Consider the following 19,103-nt stretch of genomic DNA (forward strand, 5'->3'; position numbering starts at 1 on the left):
GTGCGGGGTGCGGGGTACGGGGTAGCGCGGTGCTGCGGCATCGAGTGCACGTGAAGTCGGCGAGTGCACGGTTTATTGACGTGATGATGTCGTGCAGTCGGCGAGTGCACGTGAAGTCGGCGCAGGGCTTGCTCGGCGCGAGGCGTGCTCGGTGCAAGGGAGAGCGTGTGCTGCCTCGCGGGCGGGGTGCTGGAGGCGTCGAGTGCACGTGAACTCGGCGCGTGGGGCTTCTCTCTCATCGCAGCGTGCGACTGTTCGTGCACAGGTGGGCGGACGCCGAGGAGTTGTCCCCAGCCCGCGGAATTCCGGGAAGCGTGCTCGCGGAGATGCCTCAGGATCGGGGGCATGACAGACTCCACGCGTTCGCTGAAAGACCGCCCGCTCAAGACCACGGAGGAGCTTCGCACGCTGATCGAGACGCTACTCGACAGAGCGAGCGGGCGCCGCCTGTGGCTCCTGTTCATCGATGACCGCGGCTGCCTCGGCGACCCGCTGATACCGATGGACGACTACCCACCCGACCCGACGGAGCGGACGCGAACAGATGATCTCGGCGAGATCGATCATGGGTCGCTGCTCATGCATCGCATCGGCATGCTCCGGGAGGTGACCGGCAACGAGGCGGTGGTGCTCGTCTGGGAGCGGCTCGGCTCGAGCGCGGTGGGGGCCGACGACCGCCTGTGGGCCCGGGCGATGCTCGACGCCGCAACCGAGCTCGACGTGCCGCTGCGCGCCCAGTTCGTTCTGCACGGCACAGGGGTGCGAGAGCTCCAGCTCTCCGATATCGCCTGATGAAAAGGCGCCGGCCCCGACTTCCGTCGGAACCGGCGCCTTCGATCTCACCCGAGAATGGTCATGCGCGGGAGATCAGCCGGCGCGGGGCGCCGTGACCGTGATCAATGCAGCTGTGTTGTTCTGCATCGACTTCTTCACGGTGACCACGGTGCCGTAGCCCACACCCGAGTCCGCCGGGTTGCCGGTGCCGAGCACCGTGAACCCGAGGTCGAGTCCGTAGACGTCCGTCGCGGGAGAACCGTCAGGGTTCACCACGCGGGTCGTATACGGCGCACCGCCTACCGAAGGAACGACCACCGAGGCGTCGCGCAGACGGTTCAGCAGCTGACCGTCGCGCACCTCGATGCCGGCGACCCACCCCTGGTTGTCGGTGAACGTGCTCACCGGTGCCTGCGGGGTGAAGGTCGTGCACGCCTCGTTGCTGAGGGAGGCGTCCACGAGGCAGTCCTTGAACGACGCGGTCGGCACCAGCCCGAACGCGGCGTTCGACGACTGCGCGCGACTCGAGACGTTCTTGAGGAGCGTCGGGTCGAGTGCGGCCTCGGCGCCGGTGCGGCGCAGCGGATCGAAGTGACTGTCGACGAGCAGCAGGCCGCCCTTGGCCCCGTAACTCGGCAGGTTCGTCAGGTTCGACGTGACCTGGTTCGAGGTGCCGTACGCGGTGTCGCGGTACCAGACCAGAGCGCCGGGTGCGTTGTACGGGACCTTCTCGACCTTCCAGCCCTCGGCCGAGTACACCGTGGTGTAGCCGTACTTCAGGCCTTCGTCGAATCCGTCGTAATTGCGCCACTCGACCAGGTAGTACTGCGCTTTCACCTGCGTGCCGCTGTCGCGGTGCCAGCCGGAGCCCGTCGTGTCGGTCCAGCTCGCCACCGTCGCGGTCCACCCGTTGTCGCCGGCCTCGACGTCGTCGGTCCACACCTCGGCGCCCGCGCTCGTCAGAGCGAAGTCGTCCGAGAACCAGCCGCGCTCCTCGAAGGCGGCGTCCGTCGCCTGGCGGAGTCGGATCTGGATGCTCTGACCCGCGTACGCCGAGAGGTCGACGTAGTCGTGGCGCCATCCGTCGGTCGAACCGGTGAGCCCGTATTTCTTGCCGCCGAAGTCCTTCATGCGGCCGTTCGGGTCGGAGTAGCCGTCATCCGTCGAGACCAGGGAGCCTGCCTCGTCGTAGACCTTCTGCTCGGTCCAGGTGTTGCCGCCGTCGGTCGAGACCTCGACGAATCCGTAGTCCCAGTCGTCCTCGATGACGTAGTCGTTCCACATCCAGAACTTCGCATCGGTCGGCACCGAATCGATGGACCGCGTCAGCCGTACGTCGGCCCAGCTATGGTCGGCACCGGAGTACCACATCTCCCCGCCGCTGTGAGGTTCAGCGAGGACGATCTTCTTGTCGGGAAGGTTGATCTTGATGCCGTCCTTCGTGCCCTTCTGCGGACGCGACGTCTGGCCGACCTTGATGGTCGACGTCCCGTCGCCGGGGTTCACGACCTGCGGATCCACCCAGCCGAGCACCCACTTGTCCCAGATGCCCATGTGCGTCGGCAGGGACTGGAAGATGGGACCGGAGTGCGAGCCCGAGCTCATCAGATCCCAGAAGTCGATGTCGGAGTTGCCGGCGTTCGACGTGTCGTACAGGTCGGGAAGACCCAGATCGTGACCGTACTCGTGAGCGAACACACCGACGCCCGAGTCCTCCGGTTGCACGATGTAGTTCGAGATCTTGTAGTCGGTGCCGGGGATGACGGCCCCGCCGGCCACGGCCGAGGAATGCGCCCAGATGGCGTACGTGCCCTCCTTGCCGCCGCCGCCCGACTTGTCCTCACCGGCATGCACGAGCACGACGTGGTCGATGACGCCGTCGGGCTCGTAGACGTTGCCGTCGCCGTCGCGGTCGCCCTGATCCTCGATGTCGTAGTCGGCCCACGGGAAGTCGGGGTTCGCGGCGGCCACGGCGGCCACGGCGTCGATCGGCAGCTGGCCGGGGCCGAGCGGGTTGTCCGGGTGCCCCTGCTGGTCCTGCATCGGGCCGGCTTCGTAGACGCCGTCCTCGTTCAGGTGGCACACCGTCGCGCCGTAGTAGCCCTCGGAGTGCGGCACCGAGACCCATGCGGTCGCCTCCCCGGAGAGGGAGTAGGCGCCGCGGGACATCTCCTCGTACATGTTCTTCATCGTGTAGCCGGAGATGTCGAAGCCCGGCTGCCCGTCGGGGCCGGTCAGATCCGTCCGCACCCGCTGAGTGATGCCGTCCTCCGAGAACAGCATCTTGTTGTAGTGCTCCGAGGAGAAGTCCGGCACCCACATGCTGTTGTTGTCGGGCTGCGCGGCGTCGGCAGGGTTCGGGATGTTGTTGTGCAGGGTCGGTCCCTGCACGCCGCCGGGCATGCAGGTGGTGGCGCCGAACTCGGTGGGAACGTAGACGTCCGAGAAGTCGTCGGTTCCGTCGAACTCGACGAGGATCGTGAGCAGCTTGGCCTGCTGGGTCGTCTTCGACTTCTTCAGGGATCTCGGACTCTTGCCCGATTTGATCGACTGGGCCTCGAGCTTCGCCAGCTGTTTGGCGGCCATCGGGTTGCCCTGTGCGAACTTCTTGTCGTAGTCGTTCGCGTGCTCCAGTGCAGACCCGCCGAACGGGTTGCGGGCGCTGCCGGGAGTGATCGCCGAGTCGTCCGAGGAGTCGAACGCGCCTTCGGCTCTCGGCGACACGTAGTTCATGTAGTACTCGTCGGCGCCGATCACCGCGGGGGCGGGAGCGGCATCTGCATCGGGCGGCGTCGCGGATGCCGAGCCGGAACCGAACGTCACCAGACCGGTCGTCGCCAGGGCGAGCGCCGTCGTCGTTGCCAGGACACGTCGTCGTGTCCGAGCTGTCCGTTGAGACATGTTCTTCCTTTCGCGCGTATCGAGGCGAAGGGTCATCGTCTCGATGCGATGGATGTACGCCGATCGGACGTACCGGTAAAAGGTCTACCCCTGAGACCGCGGCAGCGGAAGAGTCCCATGGGGATATATGACCGCTGGACTTTCGTCTAGCGACAGATAGTAGGACGCCATAGTAAATGAACGGAGAGCAAAGTATCATCGCATTGTGCCCACAACGACGTGAAGGGACGGCGCACAATGACCCGAACGATTCCTCATTTCGTTGGCGGATCGCTTCTGACTCCGGATGCCGGTCGGATGGCCGAAGTGTTAGACCCCAGCACAGGCGCCGTGCAGGCGCAGGTGCCGCTGGCGTCGGCATCCGATGTCCAGCGAGTGATCGACGTCGCCGAAGCCGCCCAACCGGAGTGGGCGGCGACCAACCCGCAGAAGCGCGCCCGCGTGCTGCTGCGCTTCCTCGAACTCGCGCAGCGCGAGATGCAGTCCCTCGCCGAGCTTCTCGCGAGCGAGCACGGCAAGACCGTCGACGACGCGAAGGGCGACATCCAGCGCGGACTCGAGGTGATCGAGTTCGCAGCAGGGGCACCGCACCTGCTGAAGGGCGAGTATTCCACGGGGGCCGGTGCGGGAATCGACGTGTACTCGATGCGGCAGCCGCTCGGCGTGGTCGCCGCGATCACGCCCTTCAACTTCCCCGCGATGATCCCGCTGTGGAAGGCGGGTCCCGCACTCGCCGCCGGCAATGCCGTCGTGCTCAAGCCCAGCGAACGCGACCCCTCGGTGCCGGTGCGCCTGGCCGAGTTGTTCCTCGAGGCGGGGCTCCCCGCAGGCGTGCTGAACGTCGTCCATGGCGACAAGGAGGCGGTCGACGCCCTGTTGACCGACGAGCGGATCCGCGCCGTCGGCTTCGTCGGCTCGACGCCCATCGCCGAGTACATCTACGCGACCGCGGCGGCTCACGGCAAGCGGGCGCAGTGCTTCGGCGGCGCGAAGAACCACATGATCGTCATGCCCGATGCAGACCTCGATCAGGCCGTCGACGCGCTGATCGGGGCAGGGTACGGGTCGGCGGGCGAGCGATGCATGGCGATCTCGGTCGCCGTGCCCGTCGGGCAGCAGACGGCGGATGCTCTCGCAGCGAAACTCGTCGAGCGGGTCGGGCAACTGCGGGTCGGGCCGGCGCTCGCCGCGGACGTCGACTACGGACCGCTGGTCTCCCGCGCGGCGGTCGAGCGTGTCGAGGGGTACATCCAACAGGGCATCGACGACGGAGCGGTCCTCCTCGCCGACGGCCGGGGGTTCATGGTGCCCGGTCACGAGGACGGCTTCTATCTCGGGCCGACCCTGTTCGACCACGTGACGAACGAGATGGCGATCTACCGCGAGGAGATCTTCGGCCCGGTTCTCGTGATCGCTCGCGCCGCAGACTACGAGGAGGCGCTGCGGATGGCCTCGGAGCACGAGTTCGGCAACGGCGTCGCGATCTTCACGCGCGACGGCGACGCCGCCAGAGACTTCGCCGCCCGCGTCGACGTGGGCATGGTCGGGGTGAACGTGCCGATCCCGGTGCCGATCGCGTACTACACGTTCGGCGGCTGGAAGCGCTCGGGCTTCGGGGACCTCAATCAGCACGGCGCCGACGCCTTCCGCTTCTACACGAAGACCAAGACGGTCACGTCGCGCTGGCCGTCCGGCATCCGTCACGCGGGCACGGAACCTGTCGCAGAGCAGGGCGCCAGCTTCGTCATCCCCACCATGCACTGACCTTCGACAGGCTCAGATACCCAAAGGAGTCACCATGACCACCATGACAGTGACCGCCGAGGAACGAGAGGCGATCCTCGGTGCTGTTCGCGAGTTCGCCGACGTCGAGCTCGCGCCGCTGGCCCTCGAACGCGATGAGAAGCACCTGTTCCCGCGAGACACGCTGCATCGCGCGGGTGAGCTCGGACTCGGCGGCATCTACGTGCGCGAGGAGTTCGGCGGCACCGGGCTCAGTCGCACCGATACGGTCGCGATCTTCGAAGAGCTCGCGAAGGGCGATCCGGCGGTCGCCGCCTACATCTCGATCCACAACATGGTCGCCTGGATGATCGACACTTACGGCGACGATGAGCAGCGCTCCCGGTGGGTTCCGGCGCTGGCTTCGATGGAGCAGTTCGGCGGGTACTGCCTCACCGAACCGGGCGTGGGTTCGGATGCCGCGAACCTCTCCACGAGCGCGATCCGCGACGGCGACGACTACCTGCTCACCGGTGTGAAGCAATTCATCTCGGGTGCAGGTGAGGCGGGGGTCTACGTCGTCATGGCCCGCACCGGCGTGCCGGGCGCCCGCGGCATCAGCGCGTTCCTCGTCCCGGGAGACGCCGAGGGGCTGAGCTTCGGTGCGCTCGAGAAGAAGATGGGCTGGCACGCGCAGCCGACGCGGCAGGTGATCTTCGATGGTGTGCGGGTACCGGCATCCGCTCTGCTGGGCACGGAGGGACGGGGATTCGCGATCGCGATGTCGGCCCTGAACGGCGGCCGGCTCAACATCGCGGCCTGCTCGCTGGGCGGCGCGCAATGGGCGCTCGACAAGGCCGTGCAGTACGTGCACGAGAGAGTCGCCTTCGGTGAGCCGCTGGCCGAGAAGCAGTCGATCCTGTTCCAGGTCGCCGACATGCGCACCGAGTTGCAGGCGGCGCGCTTGATGGTCCGCGACGGCGCGCAGGCCGTCGACGACAAGGCTCCCGACGCGACCATGCGCTGTGCGATGGCTAAGCGCTTCGCGACGGATGCCGGATTCGAGGTCGCGAACCGCGCGCTGCAGCTGCACGGCGGGTACGGGTACCTGCAGGACTACGGCATCGAGAAAGTGGTGCGCGATCTGCGGGTGCATCAGATCCTCGAGGGCACGAACGAGATCATGCGGTTGATCGTCGGCCGCGAGATGCTGCGGCCGGCGGGGTCTGCGTCGATGCGGAGCGCATCATGACCGTCGTGGCCTTCCTCGGACTCGGGCACATGGGCCTTCCGATGGCGCGGAACCTCGTGGCGGCAGGTCACGAGGTGCGCGGCTTCGACCCGGTGCCCGCCGCGGTCGAAGCGGCGACGGCCGCCGGCGTCCCGGTGATGGCGAACGGGGCGGATGCCGTCACGAATGCGGACGTCGTCATCACGATGTTCCCCGCGGGGCGGCATGTGCTCGCCGCCTATCGGGACGAGCTGCTCGCCGCCGCGCGTCCGGGGACGCTCTTCATCGAGTCGTCGACGATCGCGGTCGACGAGGCGCGCAACGCCCACGAGCTCGCGCTCGCCGCGGGGCATCGGAACATCGACGCCCCGGTGTCGGGAGGAGTGGTCGGCGCCGAGAACGGCACGCTGGCGTTCATGGTCGGAGGAGCCGAGGAGGACTACGAGGCGGCGCTGCCGCTGCTCGAGGTGATGGGGCGGCGGATCGTGCACTGCGGCGGGCCGGGGCTCGGACAGGCCGCGAAGGTGTGCAACAACATGGTGCTCGCCGTGTCGCAGATAGCGGTCGCCGAGGCGTTCGTGCTGGGGGAGCGGCTGGGGCTGGAGCATCAGGCTCTGTTCGACGTGGTCTCGCAGGCGTCGGGACAGTGCTGGTCGCTCACGACCAACTGCCCGGTGCCCGGGCCGGTGCCGACGAGCCCCGCCAACTGCGACTATCAGCCGGGGTTCGCCGGCGCGCTCATGGCGAAGGACCTCGGGCTCGCGCTGCAGGCGATCGAGCAGACCGGGACGGATGCTCGCATGGGAAGACTCGCGCAGCAGCTGTACGCCGCCTTCGCGGACGGCGATGGTGCGGGGCGGGACTTCTCCGGCATCATCACCGACATCCGCGACGGGCTCGTGTGACCCCAGCGGTCGTTGTCGATGTTCGGCCGTTGAGCGACACTTCGACTCGCTGCGCTCGCTCAGCGCGGGTCTTCGCGAGACGGAACGTCGTGGGCGGTAGACGTTTCGTCTCGGTCGCTGCGCTCCCTCGCTCAACGACCGAAACGAAGAGATGAGAGGAACAGCGATACTGAAGATGACCGACGACGGAGAGGCACCCATGACCGAGTACGAGACGATCCTGGTCGAGCAGCGCGGACGCGTCGGCTGGATCACCCTGAACCGCCCGCAGGCGCTGAACGCCCTCAACAGTCGGGTCTCCGAAGAGGTCACCGCCGCGGCCCGCGCGTTCGACGCGGATGAGGGGGTCGGCGCGATCGTCGTCACCGGCTCCGAGAAGGCCTTCGCCGCGGGGGCCGACATCAAGGAGATGGAGGGGATGACGGCATCCGAGATGCTGTCGACGGACCACTTCGGCGGCTGGAACGACTTCGCCGCGGTGCGTACCCCGGTGATCGCGGCGGTCGCCGGGTTCGCCCTCGGCGGAGGGTGCGAGCTGGCGATGATGTGCGACATCATCCTCGCCGCCGACACCGCGAAGTTCGGCCAGCCCGAGATCAATCTCGGCGTGATCCCCGGGATGGGCGGCACCCAGCGCCTGATCCGGGCCGTGGGCTACTACAAGGCGGCCGAGATCGTGCTCTCGGGCCGCATCATCAGCGCAGAGGAGGCCGAGCGCATCGGCCTGGCCTCGCGTGTGGTGCCGGCATCCGAGCTGCTCGCCGAGGCCGAGAAGCTCGCCACGACGATCGCTTCGAAGTCGCTGCCTTCGCTCTACGCCGCCAAGCGCGCGCTCGACACGGCTCTGGAGACCGGTCTCGCCGACGGCCTCGCGCACGAGAAGCAGGCCTTCGCCGCGCTGTTCGACACCGAGGACCAGAAGGAGGGCATGGCCGCGTTCCGCGAGAAGCGGCAGCCCGACTTCCGGAACCGCTAGTCGTGAACGCCGCTCAGGCGCGCAGCGCCTCGACCACCTTGGCGATGCGCCGCTCGCGAGTGGCCTCCTGCTTGGCCTCGGCCACGGAGCGGGCGTGCTCCTTGCGGTGCGAGTAGGCGAGCGCGTCGAACGCGGTGCGCAGCGCCGGGTCGGCGTCGAGCGCCGCGGTGAGCTCCGCTGGCTCGTCGACCGTGCGCTCTCCGGCATCCACCCGGATCACGGCGTCGACCTCCTGGTCGATCTCGACGCCGAGCTCGGCCCGCACCGCCTTGCTGAAGCCGATCATGTTCTGCCCGCCCATGCGTGCGAGGCGCAGACGCGCGGTGCGATCGCCGATCGTCACGGCGACGGGGAATGCCTTGCCCGCGCCGAACGACTCGACCTGCTCGTCGGTGAGGATGATCGCTGCGGCGGGGCCGCGGCCGGCGAGAACGGTGTGCAGACGGAGTTCGGTCATGGCGACAGAGTACGCCCGGGGCTCTCCAGCTCGGCCACGATCGTGCGATTGCGTGCCGCGATCAATCGGCGCATGTACTCGCGCAGGAAAAGCGCGTCGACGAGGCGGCCCAGCGGACCGAACGGCGAGCGGAACGTGACGACGTCGCGCATGAGCGTGCCCTGCGGATGCTCCGAGAACTCGTGCTCGTGCAGGAACGAGGCGAACGGCCCCCGGACCTGGCGGTCTCGGAAGCCACGCGGAGGGTCGATGTCGAACACGACCGACTGGAGTCGGAACGCGATGCCGAAGTGCCGAGCCCGCCAGGTCACCGTCGAACCCTCGCGGAACACGCCTCCCCCCGGCGCCTCGACCATGGTCTCGCCGTGCTCGGCCATCGACCGCACGTGCAGTTCGGGATCGAGCGAGGCGGCGAACACCGCGGCCGGTGCGGCCGCGATCACCGTCTCGAGTGCGAACTGCGCCATGTCCGAAGGAAGATCAGAGCGGGTCGGGCTGGGGGCGAGGATCGGAGAAGTCCCCGGCGGCCTTGCGCATGCGGGCGACGATCGCGACGAGCTCGGCGGCGTCGTCGGAGCTGAGGCCGGGGTCGCGGAACACCGCGTCGTTGAGAGCATCCGTCGCCCTGTCGACGAGCGCACGCCCCGCGTCGGTGAGGGAGAGGAGCGCCGCGCGCCTGTCGTGGGGGTGCGGCTCGCGCACGACGAGTCCGTCGCGGACCAGCCGTTCCGCCGTGCTCGTGATCGTCGTCGCGTGCACCTGCAGACGTGCGACGACGCTGGACAGTGGCAGGCGGCCTGCGCGGCTGAAGGCCAGCAGTCGCAGCACCTCGTAGCGCGCGAAGGTGAGCGAGAACGGGCGCAGCGTCGAGTCGACGCGGGCCAGCAGCAGCTGCTGCGCGCGCATGACCGAGGTGACGACGGTCATGCCCTCTGCAGCATCCGTCCATCCGTGCGCCACCCATTGCCGTTTCGCCTCGGCGAGCGGATCAACGGGCAGGGGACGGGAATGGGCCACGGATCTACGCTAGGGCATCGGATGCTGCTGAGTCTCAGTTGCAGACACCGTGGGACTGCGTGTCACCGGGGTAGGATCGAGCCAGTCGTGAGGAGCAATCGATGAAGATCTTCGTCCTGGTCAAAGAGGTGCCCGACACCTATGGCGATCGCACGCTCGACCTCGAGACCGGTCTCGCCGACCGAGGCGCGGGTGATGTCGTGCTCGACGAGATCACCGAGCGTGCCCTCGAGGTGGCGCTGAGCCACGCGGACAAGAACGAGGACACCGAGGTCGTGGCGGTCACCATGGCGCCGGAGGGAGCGACCGCCTCGATGCGCAGAGCGCTCGCGATCGGGGCGCACTCGGCCGTGCACATCGCCGACGAGCAGCTCGCCGGGGCCGATCTGAGCCTCACCGCTGAGGTCCTCGCGGCGACGATCCGCCGCGGTGAACCCGACCTGGTGATCACCGGCAACCTGTCGACCGACGGTTCGGGGGGAGTGATCCCCGCGATGATCGCCGAGCATCTCGGCTGGTCGCAGGTCACCGCGCTGACCGCGGTGGAGATCTCGGAGACGACCGTCAGCGGCACGCGCGGTGCCGACGCCGGAGCCCAGCCCGTGTCGGCATCCCTCCCCGCCGTCATCTCGATCACCGAGGCGCTGCCCGATGCGCGCTTCCCGAACTTCAAGGGCATCATGGCGGCGAAGAAGAAGCCGCTCGAGGTGCTGACGCTCGATGACCTCGGTGTCTCGGCCGACCCGTCGCTCGCGCCGCGGTCGATCATGACCGCCGTGTCCGAGAAGCCCCCGCGGGCGGCGGGCGTCAAGATCGTCGACGAGGGCGATGCCGCCGAGAAGCTCGTCGAGTACCTCGTGCAGAACAGGCTGGTGTGACATGGCGGACAACGTGAACCCGATCCTCGTGCTCGTCGACGTCGACCCGTCGGGTGCTCCGGCATCGAGCACCGCCGCGCTGATCGGCGCCGCATCCGCGATCGGCACCCCGATCGCGCTGGTCGTCGGCGGAGGGCCGGATGCCGCGGCCCAGGTCGCGTCCTTCGGCGCTGCGACCGTGATCTCGGAGGAGGGCGACGCCTCGCTGCTCACCGTGCCGGTCGTCGACGCGCTGCAGCGGGCGTACGAGAGCGTGCAGCCGGATGCCGTGCTCATCTCGAACTCGATCGCAGGTCGCGACGTGGCCGGACGATTCGCCGTTCGCGCGAAGCTCGCACTCGCGGTGGATGCGGTCGGCGTGTCGCGCGACGACGAGGGCGTGGTCGCGCACCACTCGGTCTATGGCGGGGCCTACCTCGTCGACTCGGCCCCGACATTCGGTGCGCCGGTGATCACGGTGCGCCAGGGTGCGGTCGAGGCGCGCGCCGAAGCGGTCGACGACACGGTGTTCGCCGCCGCGACCGGGCCGTTCCCTGTGAGCGGCGTCGCCGCATCCGCCGGTCCGGTCGAGGCGGTCGAGCAGGCCTCCTCGCGTCCGGAGTTGCGCGGTGCCGCGCGGGTCGTCTCGGGCGGCCGTGGGCTCGCCTCGAAGGAGAAGTTCGTGCTCGTCGAACAGCTCGCCGACGCGCTCGGGGCCGCGGTCGGCGCCTCACGCGCCGCGGTGGATGCCGGATACATCCCGCAGTCGCACCAGGTCGGGCAGACGGGGGTCTCGGTGTCGCCGCAGCTGTACGTCGCGCTCGGGATCAGCGGCGCGATCCAGCACCGCGCCGGCATGCAGACGTCGAAGACGATCGTCGCGATCAACAAGGATCCCGAGGCGCCGATCTTCGACGTCGCCGACTTCGGCATCGTCGGCGACCTGTTCACGGTCGTGCCGCAGCTGATCGCGGCGCTCGAGGCACGGAAGAAGTAACCGTGGCCACGCGGATGCTGCGTCGGGGCCTTCCCCGCGTGCCCGGCGGCGAGCCGTGGCCTCCCGCCGACGCAGCGGTGACTGCCGCGTCCGCCGCAGCTTCCGGGGGCGACGCAGCCGCCGCTTCGGGAGCCGCCGCAGGTGCTCCTGCGGTCGCCGTGGCGGCATCCGGCCCCCTCACTTCGGGGGCCGACACGCCAGATGGCGGACCACACGAGGCTGAGCATCCTGCGACTGGCGTGTCGGCCCCCCAGGTGGTGCCGGCGCCCGGAGAAGCGGATGCTCCCGCCACGGCATCCGCCCGCGGCGCGGTGCGGCGCGGACTGCCGCGCGTGCGGGGTGGTGAGCCGTGGCCTCCGGAAGGAACGACTCCCGCAGGGCCTTCGACCATGCGGGTCGATGAGCCTGCCGAAGTGTCCCCCGAAAGTGGCCCTTCGGCAGGCTCGGTCGCCCAGGTCGGAGCAGGCTCAGGCACCCACGCCGAAGCAGCCCCTGGATCCGAGACGACAGTGGATGTCAGCACCCCGCTGGCCTGGAAGCCCACGGTCTGGCACGGCCGAGCTCCCCGACACGGCGTCGAAGCCCCGGCATCCGTTCGTCGTCCGCCGTGGACGCAGGTGATCACCGCGCTTTTCGGCGCCGCGGGTCTCGCCGTCCTGGCAGCAGCCGCTGTCGCGCTCGTGCGCGCCGTGCTCGCGACCGAGCCCCTGCAGGACTTCCTCACGACCTATCCCGGCGAGTACGCGCCGGCGATCTCCGTCGAGCCGGGCTTCGCGCCGTGGATCGGCTGGCAGCACTTCTTCAACATGTTCCTGATGGTGCTGATCATCCGCTCAGGCCTCCGCATCCGCAGCGAGAAGCGTCCGACCGCGTTCTGGACGCCGAGGAACAACCCGAAGGGCAAGGTCAGCCTGACGATCTGGTTCCACCAGGCTCTCGACATCCTCTGGCTGCTCAACGGCGTGATCTTCATCGCGCTGCTGTTCGTCACCGGGCACTGGGTGCGCATCGTGCCGACGAGCTGGGAGGTCTTCCCGAACGCGCTGTCGGCGGCGCTGCAGTACGTGTCGTTCGACTGGCCGACCGAGCACGGGTGGGCGAACTACAACAGCCTGCAGCAGCTGGCGTACTTCGCGACCGTGTTCCTCGCCGCACCTCTCGCGGCGATCACCGGCTTCCGGATGTCGGGCCTGTGGCCGAAGAAGGCCGAGAAGCTGTCGAGGGCCTACCCGATCGAGTGGGCGCGCAAGGTGCACTTCCCCGTGATGCTCTACTTCGTGGCGTTCATCATCGCGCACGTGGCGCTGGTGTTCCTCACCGGCTTCCTGCGCAACCTCAACCACATGTTCGCCTCGTCCGACGCGGTCTCGTGGACGGGATTCTGGGTGTTCGCGGCATCCGTCGTGGTGATCGCGATCGGCTGGGCGGCCGCCCGCCCGCTCGTGATCGCGCCGATCGCCCGGGTGTTCGGCAACGTCTCGGGGCGCTGAGCGCCGTCAACGCCCCCGCTGAGCGCCGACGCCCCCGCTCATTCACGCGAATGAGCGGGGGCGTCGGCGATGAACAGGGGCCTCGGCGAGAGCCCGGCGAAGGACTCAGCGCGTGAAGCGCACCTCGGTCAGCGTCTCGCCGAGGAAGGGTTCGGTGTGCGTTGCGCCGTCGAGCGTGAAACCGTTGCGCGTGTAGAAGCGGTGCGCACGGGGGTTGTCCTCCGCGACCCACAGGTACAGCGGCTCGTCCTTCTCCACTGCGGCGTCGAACAGCTTCTGGCCGGTGCCGGTGCCGTGGTAGGCGTCGAGCAGGTAGATGAAGTAGAGCTCGCGGAACGCGGGGGCGTCCTTGTCGCGGGCCGGACCAGAGCCCGCGAAGCCGACGATCTCGCCATCGACGAGAGCCGCGCTCATCTTGAACTCCGGGCCCTGCGCGGCCCAGTGCGTCCAGAGTTCTGCCATACGACGGGGCGAGATCTTCTCCAGCGCCGCCTTGCTGATCAGGTGGTCGTAGGTCTCGTGCCAGCACTGCGCGTGCACGCGACCTAGAGCCTCCGCATCCACATCACGGACCGGACGGACGATGACTTCGGGCAGGGCTTCGACGCTCATGCCGCGACTCTACGCGCGGCGGCGGGCGAGAGGAAATCGAGCGGATGCCGCGCACGCGGGCCACGACGCACCTGGAGGATCTCCACAACGACTTTCGGGATTCGTGCACCGCTCACTACTGTTTCTCCTCGTGAATGTCATCTGGCGCACCCTTCTCACGATCCTCGGCGCCCGCCGCCGTGTCCGCCGCGACGGCCTCATCGACCCGTCGTCCGTCAGCACGGTCAGGCTGACCACGCTCCCCAGCGACATCGACATCCTCCGGCACATGAACAACGGCAGGTACCTGTCGCTGTTCGACCTCGGCCGGTGGGACCTGCTGATCCGCACCGGGCTGTTCGACGCCATGAAGGAGCGCGGCTGGTACGCCGTCGTGTCGAGCGAGACCGTGACGTTCCGTCGCTCGCTGCAGCTCTGGCAGCGGTTCGATGTCGAGTCCCGGTTCATCGGGCACGACGACAAAGCCGTCTTCCTCGAGCACCGGGCGGTGGTCGACGGCGAGATCTACGCACGGGTGATCGTGCGATCCCGGATGCTGCGCCGCACGGGCGGCACGGTCAGCAACGAGGAGCTGTTCGCCGCGGTCGGCAAGCCCGATGGGCTCACGGAGATCGACGACTGGGTGCACGACTGGGCCACGGCATCCGCCCTGCCGCCTGCACGCACCAGCGCGCCGAGCGTCTGGGGCTGACGCCGCCGGCGCGTGCCGGGGTAGTTTTGGGGCGTGCTGGAGATGCTGTCTGCGACGGGCCGCGTGCTGCGGATGCACTGGCCCGCCCTGCTCGCGTGGTTCCTCGGCGGTATGCTCCTGCGTCATCTGCTGATCGAACTGGCCGGGTTCGTCGGCGGCCACACCGCCACGGTGGGGCTGCTGATCCTCCCGCTCGCGGTGCTCGCCCGGTTGATCGGCTTCGTCGGGATGTTCCTCGTGATCCGCGACGGACTCCGCCGGATGCAGGAGGTCGCGCCGCTGCCCGCCACGCCGCGGGAGCGCAGGGAGGACTTCGTCTCGGCGCTGCTGGCCAGCGTGCTGCCCTTCTTCGCGGTCTACACGCTGCAGAACGAGCTGCGCACCGACATCGTGGAGTACGCACAGCGGGCGCTCGACGTCAGCATCGCGCAGACCGTCGAGGCCTCTCTCGCCGGCGATGAGACCGCCGGTGATGACACGGTGCTGAACCTCGTCTTCACCCCCTGGACGCTGCTGGTCATCGTGATCGCCATCGCGGGTCCCTGGGCCTGGCGGCGCTGGGGAGATCGGCTGCCGCGGATGCTCGCGCTCGCCGCCCTCTACCTCGAGGTCGTCTGGGTGTTCTTCTCCCTCCTGCTGGTCTCCCAGGCCGTGGCTGTCGGCGTGGACTGGATCGAGACGAGGGCGGCGGTCGCCTGGCTGACCGACGCGCGCGGGTGGATCGCGGCGCAGCTCGGTCCGCTCGACTGGATCCTGCGCGGGGGCGAGGCCCTGTTCGCCGACGGTGGACGGGTGATCGTCGAGCCGCTCGTGTGGTTCGCGATCGTCGGCGTCATCTACGGGCAGACGATCGCCGCCGACCGACTGCGGGTGCAGAGTCGGATGCTGGAACGTGCGAAGGCGCGGGCCGGGAGGGTGCCCGAGGCCGTGCGCCAGCGGGTCGATGCGCTCACCTCGGAGTTCCGCTCGCGATTCGGATCGGTCGGAGCGGCCTTCCTGCTGCTGTGGCGATCGGGTCCGCTGATCATCGGCGCCTACATCCTGTTCTACGCGGTGGTGAAGGCACTCGAGACGACCGTGGGCCTCGGACTCGTGCGCCTGCTCGGGCCGCATGACGGTGCCTTCTGGAGCGCGATCTCGGTCGTGCTCGGACTGGTCCCGCTGCTGCTCGTCGAGCCGATCAGGGTGGCACTGATCGCGGGCACCTACGACTCCGCCCTGCAGGTCGTGGAGACGGATGCTGCGCCGGAGACGGATGCTGCGCCGGAGACGGACCGGGCTGCCGGGCCGGACGCGGGACTGAACGCCGCCGAGGCCGCAGCGGCTGCGAGAGCGGATGCCTTCCGGGGTCAGGGCGCGATCGAGAACCTGACGAAGCCGGGCCCCTCGCTGTACGGGGCGACGTCGATCCAGAACGGTCCGTCCACGTCGTCGGGCACGATGAACGGCACCAGCATCTCGTAGGAGGACGAATCCGAGGCGCACAGGGTCGGGGCGTCCGGGTCGTAGTCGAGGTCGAGCGCCACCGACATCTCGCTCCACCGCGTTCCCGTCGATTGGTCGACCAGGACCGGGGAGGAACATCCGACGGGAGCATCCGCATCGTCGTTGCGTACGGGGACCTTCACCGCGACCACCCGTGTGCCGTCCGGGATCGGCAGACCGTCGGCCTCGGTGAAGAAGCCCGAGGTCACCGGACCCCAGGTCGCTCCGCCGAACTCCACGGTGTCGGCATCGCCCTGCGGCGTCACGGGGTGCACGTACTGCGACGACACCTCGTAGGTCGCTGCCCACTCGCGCCACCCGATCGCCGCGGCCGCGCCCGGCACGAGCACGGCGAGAGCGATCAGCGCCACCGCGTTCCGCCGCCACCACGAGCGCGTCACGGGTTCGTCCACTCTCTGTCGGCGACGTCGATCTCATCGAGACGCGGTGCTGCGGTGAGGTCGATCGGCAGCTCGAGGACCGTGTCGCCCCACGACGTCGTCGACGCCGACAGCCGCAGGACTCCAGCGCTCTGCAGCGCGTCGTCGGGCAGCTCGAACATCAGGCTGCCGGACATGGGCACACCGGGCACCAGCTGCGCATCGAGGAGCGTCATCTCATCCGGACCACGCGTGCTCGCGCTGAAGGTGCGATCCCCGATGAGGAGCACGGCTCCCCGCAGGTAGCCGCTCGGCTGATCGACCACGGCCTCGGCATCCAGATCGACGACGAGCCAGTTCCCCTCGGCGGTCCATCCGTCCGCCGCGGCCACGGCGTCCGCGATCCGCACGTCGGTGACGGTCGCCGCGATGTTCCGGCCCGCGCCGCGTTCGCCCGCGGCCATCGGGGTGACGAAGGCATCGCGTCCGGCATCGTCGCTCGGCGCGACCAGGGTCACGGCCCAGGCCGCGGCCACGAGCATCGCGGCGAGCGCCCACCGGAGCACGGTCTTCACAGCGAGCCGTCCCCTCGGCCGGCGCCGAGGTCCTCGGCCTCGCCGGAGATCACGACCGTCGACGAGGTGTCGCTCCAGTAGCTCTCGCCGCGGAAGAGCGTGCTGTCGCTCTTCACTGCCTCGGGCAGGATCAGCTGCACGTCGGCGTCCCCGATCTCGTCGGCCGCGACCACCCAGGTCAGCAGGATGCGAGTGGGAAGGTCGGGCTGCAGCGCGACCGGGCTGAAATCGGCGTCGCCGTAGACCGAGACGCCGGGGGCATCGTCGGGTCGCCCCTCGAGGCGTGCGGTGCCGAGTCCGCCGGTGCCCGAGGCGTTGCGGGGCTCGACATCGAGATTGGTCACCTCGACGAGCACGGCGAGCACGCGTTCCCCCGCATCCTCGTCGGGGAAGGCGCCGGTGCCCGGCAGCTCATCGACGACCGCGATGCGGTCGACGTCGATCGACAGCTGCGAGCTGACGAAGGTCTCGCCGATGCCATACCGTTCCGGTTCATCGGCGGCGACGGTCTCCAGCCCGCCGGCCGCCGCGATGGCGCCGATCCCGGCGGAGAGCGCGGCGACGAGACCCAGTGCGGCGAGCATCCGAGGCAGCCGTCGCGAGAAGGGGAGCGCGGGCTCGGGCGACGACTGCGCCACCCCGTTCGCTCGCTCCTCCACGCAGACAGCATAGGACGCCCCTCGCGTACCATCGAGGAAGCGATCGCCGCGGGAGCACGCGGCAGGGAGGGAGCGCTCATGTCCGACGACCCGCAGGCACCGCAGAACCAGACGCCGAACACGCCGCCCCCGGCATCCGTTCCGCCCTCCGCCTATCCGCAGCCCGGATACGCCCCGCAATCGCCCTTCCCGCAGCCGGGGTCCGCCCCGCACTCGCCCTCTCCGCAACCCGGATACGGCCCGCCGGCGGGCGCCCCGCAGCAGCCGCTGCCCGGCGGCACCTATGCCGGCATGAGCTACCCGGCTGCGGGGTACCGCCCGCCGACACAGGGCGGTGGCCTCGCGATCGCCGCCCTCATCCTCGGCATCGCGGCCTTCGTGCTCGGGCTCGTGCCGATCGTCGGCATCGTGCTCGGCATCACCGGCGTCGTTCTCGGCATCCTCGCCGTGCGCCGCCCCGTACGCCGAGGCCTCGGCTGGGCGGGACTCCTGCTCGGGGCCTTCGGTGCGCTCGTCAGCATCGTGACGACGTTCCTGATCCTGGTGCTGCCGCTCATCGTGCTGAGCTCGTCGGACTCCGACTCCGTGTCCTCCTCCGACTCCCAGACGCAGGAGTCCGACGAACCGGATGCCGCGACGCCCGGTGACGAGGAGCTCTACTCGACCGTCTCCGGCCAGGTCATCGACACCCCGTGCTGGACCTATGACGGGCCGGAGTACTTCGTCAACAACATCTCGCAGACGAACGCCGATGCGTGCAACGGAGCGCTCGAGCTGTGGGGCGAGTGGGAGGGCGATGTGTTCGTGCCGACCGGGGCGGGAATCGTCGCCGGACAGATCCAGGTCGACCCTGTGCTGTCGACGAACTCGGCGCTGGTCTCCGCCGGCGGCGACGTCGACGCCTTCATCGACGGCATCGAGACCGGCCAGAACTACTTCTCCCAGCAGGGCGAGGTGCTCTCCCTGCACGAGGGGACGACGATCGGCGGACTGCCCGCCAACGTCACGCGCATCGACAGCAACGCCGCCGACACGCAGACCCGCGTGTTCATCACCGTGCTGGTGCCCGAGCCCTACGCGACCGCGAGCGGAGATGTCTCGGCGTTCCTCATCTCGGTGACGACGCCCTACGCCAACGGCGAGGAGCAGGTGCAGCAGGTGCTCGACACCTGGGAGTGGAAGTAGCGAGAACCGCGTCCGCGCGGAGCCGCACACGGCACCGCGCTCCCCGGCAAAGGGCTTTCGCACACCTAGGGCGTGTCTCCTAAATGGTGTAGCCAGGCGATGACGGCGTTGAGGACGACGGCGGCTCGGTAGACGATGGCGAGTTTGTCGTATCGCGTTGCCAGGCCTCGCCATTGCTTGAGTCGGCAG

The 19,103-nt window shown here is 69.0% G+C and carries 19 protein-coding genes and 1 pseudogene; 11 read left to right on the plus strand and 9 right to left on the minus strand.

The features are described 5' to 3' along the window. Window positions 1–345 precede the first annotated feature (345 nt). On the plus strand, window positions 346–792 hold the full coding sequence (locus ACI3KS_RS18095) for a hypothetical protein (RefSeq protein ID WP_404919932.1): 447 nt from the start codon (window positions 346–348) through the stop codon (window positions 790–792). A 75-nt stretch (window positions 793–867) separates the two neighbouring features. Here the strand turns inward: ACI3KS_RS18095 and ACI3KS_RS18100 are convergent, their stop codons facing one another. Continuing rightward, window positions 868–3,675, minus strand: coding sequence for an immune inhibitor A domain-containing protein (locus ACI3KS_RS18100; protein ID WP_404919933.1), 2,808 nt, complete (start codon window positions 3,673–3,675; stop codon window positions 868–870). 237 nt (window positions 3,676–3,912) lie between these two features. Here ACI3KS_RS18100 and ACI3KS_RS18105 point away from each other — a divergent pair, with 237 nt between their 5' ends. From ACI3KS_RS18105 to ACI3KS_RS18120, 4 genes are all read left to right on the plus strand, one after another. Continuing rightward, window positions 3,913–5,439 (plus strand): CoA-acylating methylmalonate-semialdehyde dehydrogenase, encoded by a 1,527-nt coding sequence (locus ACI3KS_RS18105; RefSeq protein ID WP_404919934.1) that lies wholly within the window; start codon window positions 3,913–3,915, stop codon window positions 5,437–5,439. A 43-nt stretch (window positions 5,440–5,482) separates the two neighbouring features. Beyond that, window positions 5,483–6,649, plus strand: a complete 1,167-nt coding sequence (locus ACI3KS_RS18110) for an acyl-CoA dehydrogenase family protein (RefSeq protein ID WP_404919949.1) — start codon at window positions 5,483–5,485, stop codon at window positions 6,647–6,649. Continuing rightward, window positions 6,646–7,533 carry a 3-hydroxyisobutyrate dehydrogenase gene (gene mmsB, locus ACI3KS_RS18115; RefSeq protein ID WP_404919935.1) on the plus strand — a complete coding sequence of 296 codons (888 nt, stop codon included), beginning with the start codon at window positions 6,646–6,648 and terminating at the stop codon, window positions 7,531–7,533. The genes ACI3KS_RS18110 and mmsB overlap by 4 nt, the downstream gene beginning before the upstream one ends. 199 nt (window positions 7,534–7,732) lie before the next feature. Continuing rightward, window positions 7,733–8,509, plus strand: coding sequence for an enoyl-CoA hydratase-related protein (locus tag ACI3KS_RS18120; RefSeq protein ID WP_404919950.1), 777 nt, complete (start codon window positions 7,733–7,735; stop codon window positions 8,507–8,509). Window positions 8,510–8,522: 13 nt separating this feature from the next. Here ACI3KS_RS18120 and ACI3KS_RS18125 read toward each other — a convergent pair whose 3' ends face one another. From ACI3KS_RS18125 to ACI3KS_RS18135, 3 genes are read right to left on the minus strand one after another with little or no spacing between them, the layout of a single operon-like run. Next, window positions 8,523–8,966 (minus strand): YdeI/OmpD-associated family protein, encoded by a 444-nt coding sequence (locus ACI3KS_RS18125; RefSeq protein ID WP_404919936.1) that lies wholly within the window; start codon window positions 8,964–8,966, stop codon window positions 8,523–8,525. Next, complete coding sequence (locus tag ACI3KS_RS18130; RefSeq protein ID WP_404919937.1) at window positions 8,963–9,433, minus strand: SRPBCC family protein; 471 nt, start codon at window positions 9,431–9,433, stop codon at window positions 8,963–8,965. The genes ACI3KS_RS18125 and ACI3KS_RS18130 overlap by 4 nt, the downstream gene beginning before the upstream one ends. Before the next feature lie 13 nt (window positions 9,434–9,446). Further along, window positions 9,447–9,983 carry a MarR family winged helix-turn-helix transcriptional regulator gene (locus ACI3KS_RS18135; RefSeq protein WP_404919938.1) on the minus strand — a complete coding sequence of 179 codons (537 nt, stop codon included), beginning with the start codon at window positions 9,981–9,983 and terminating at the stop codon, window positions 9,447–9,449. Window positions 9,984–10,084: 101 nt separating this feature from the next. Between ACI3KS_RS18135 and ACI3KS_RS18140 the strand changes: the two genes are divergently transcribed. From ACI3KS_RS18140 to ACI3KS_RS18150, 3 genes are read left to right on the plus strand one after another with little or no spacing between them, the layout of a single operon-like run. Beyond that, window positions 10,085–10,861: an electron transfer flavoprotein subunit beta/FixA family protein gene (locus ACI3KS_RS18140; protein ID WP_404919939.1), complete on the plus strand. Its 777-nt coding sequence runs from the start codon at window positions 10,085–10,087 to the stop codon at window positions 10,859–10,861. Between the two features lies 1 nt (window position 10,862). Beyond that, window positions 10,863–11,837, plus strand: coding sequence for an electron transfer flavoprotein subunit alpha/FixB family protein (locus ACI3KS_RS18145; RefSeq protein WP_404919940.1), 975 nt, complete (start codon window positions 10,863–10,865; stop codon window positions 11,835–11,837). Window positions 11,838–11,839: 2 nt separating this feature from the next. After that, window positions 11,840–13,327, plus strand: a complete 1,488-nt coding sequence (locus ACI3KS_RS18150) for a cytochrome b/b6 domain-containing protein (protein WP_404919941.1) — start codon at window positions 11,840–11,842, stop codon at window positions 13,325–13,327. Window positions 13,328–13,432: 105 nt separating this feature from the next. On the opposite strand, the gene ACI3KS_RS18155 is transcribed toward ACI3KS_RS18150, so the two are convergent. Further along, window positions 13,433–13,939, minus strand: a complete 507-nt coding sequence (locus ACI3KS_RS18155) for a GNAT family N-acetyltransferase (RefSeq protein WP_404919942.1) — start codon at window positions 13,937–13,939, stop codon at window positions 13,433–13,435. A 130-nt stretch (window positions 13,940–14,069) separates the two neighbouring features. Here ACI3KS_RS18155 and ACI3KS_RS18160 point away from each other — a divergent pair, with 130 nt between their 5' ends. Together ACI3KS_RS18160 and ACI3KS_RS18165 are read left to right on the plus strand one after the other, a co-directional pair. Next, complete coding sequence (locus ACI3KS_RS18160) at window positions 14,070–14,630, plus strand: acyl-CoA thioesterase (RefSeq protein ID WP_404919943.1); 561 nt, start codon at window positions 14,070–14,072, stop codon at window positions 14,628–14,630. Window positions 14,631–14,663: 33 nt separating this feature from the next. Then, a complete protein-coding gene (locus tag ACI3KS_RS18165; protein ID WP_404919944.1) occupies window positions 14,664–16,094 on the plus strand; it encodes a hypothetical protein in 1,431 nt (476 codons plus the stop codon). Here ACI3KS_RS18165 and ACI3KS_RS18170 read toward each other — a convergent pair. The 3 genes from ACI3KS_RS18170 to ACI3KS_RS18180 are packed head-to-tail and all read right to left on the minus strand — an operon-like array spanning window position 15,980 to window position 17,729. After that, complete coding sequence (locus tag ACI3KS_RS18170; RefSeq protein WP_404919945.1) at window positions 15,980–16,516, minus strand: hypothetical protein; 537 nt, start codon at window positions 16,514–16,516, stop codon at window positions 15,980–15,982. The two genes, ACI3KS_RS18165 and ACI3KS_RS18170, sit on opposite strands and share 115 nt — an antisense overlap. Beyond that, the gene (locus ACI3KS_RS18175; protein WP_404919946.1) at window positions 16,513–17,070 is read right to left on the minus strand and encodes a hypothetical protein; all 558 of its coding nucleotides are present in this window, start codon (window positions 17,068–17,070) and stop codon (window positions 16,513–16,515) included. Before ACI3KS_RS18175 ends, ACI3KS_RS18170 begins: the two co-directional genes overlap by 4 nt. Then, window positions 17,067–17,729, minus strand: a complete 663-nt coding sequence (locus ACI3KS_RS18180) for a hypothetical protein (RefSeq protein ID WP_404919947.1) — start codon at window positions 17,727–17,729, stop codon at window positions 17,067–17,069. Before ACI3KS_RS18180 ends, ACI3KS_RS18175 begins: the two co-directional genes overlap by 4 nt. 78 nt (window positions 17,730–17,807) lie before the next feature. Between ACI3KS_RS18180 and ACI3KS_RS18185 the strand changes: the two genes are divergently transcribed. After that, complete coding sequence (locus ACI3KS_RS18185; protein WP_404919948.1) at window positions 17,808–18,914, plus strand: hypothetical protein; 1,107 nt, start codon at window positions 17,808–17,810, stop codon at window positions 18,912–18,914. Between the two features lie 65 nt (window positions 18,915–18,979). Here ACI3KS_RS18185 and ACI3KS_RS18190 read toward each other — a convergent pair. Beyond that, window positions 18,980–19,103, minus strand: a pseudogene (locus tag ACI3KS_RS18190) (IS5/IS1182 family transposase); the annotation flags it as partial.

Source organism: Microbacterium sp. ZW T5_45, assembly GCF_044987415.1.
Taxonomy (GTDB): Bacteria; Actinomycetota; Actinomycetes; order Actinomycetales; family Microbacteriaceae; genus Microbacterium.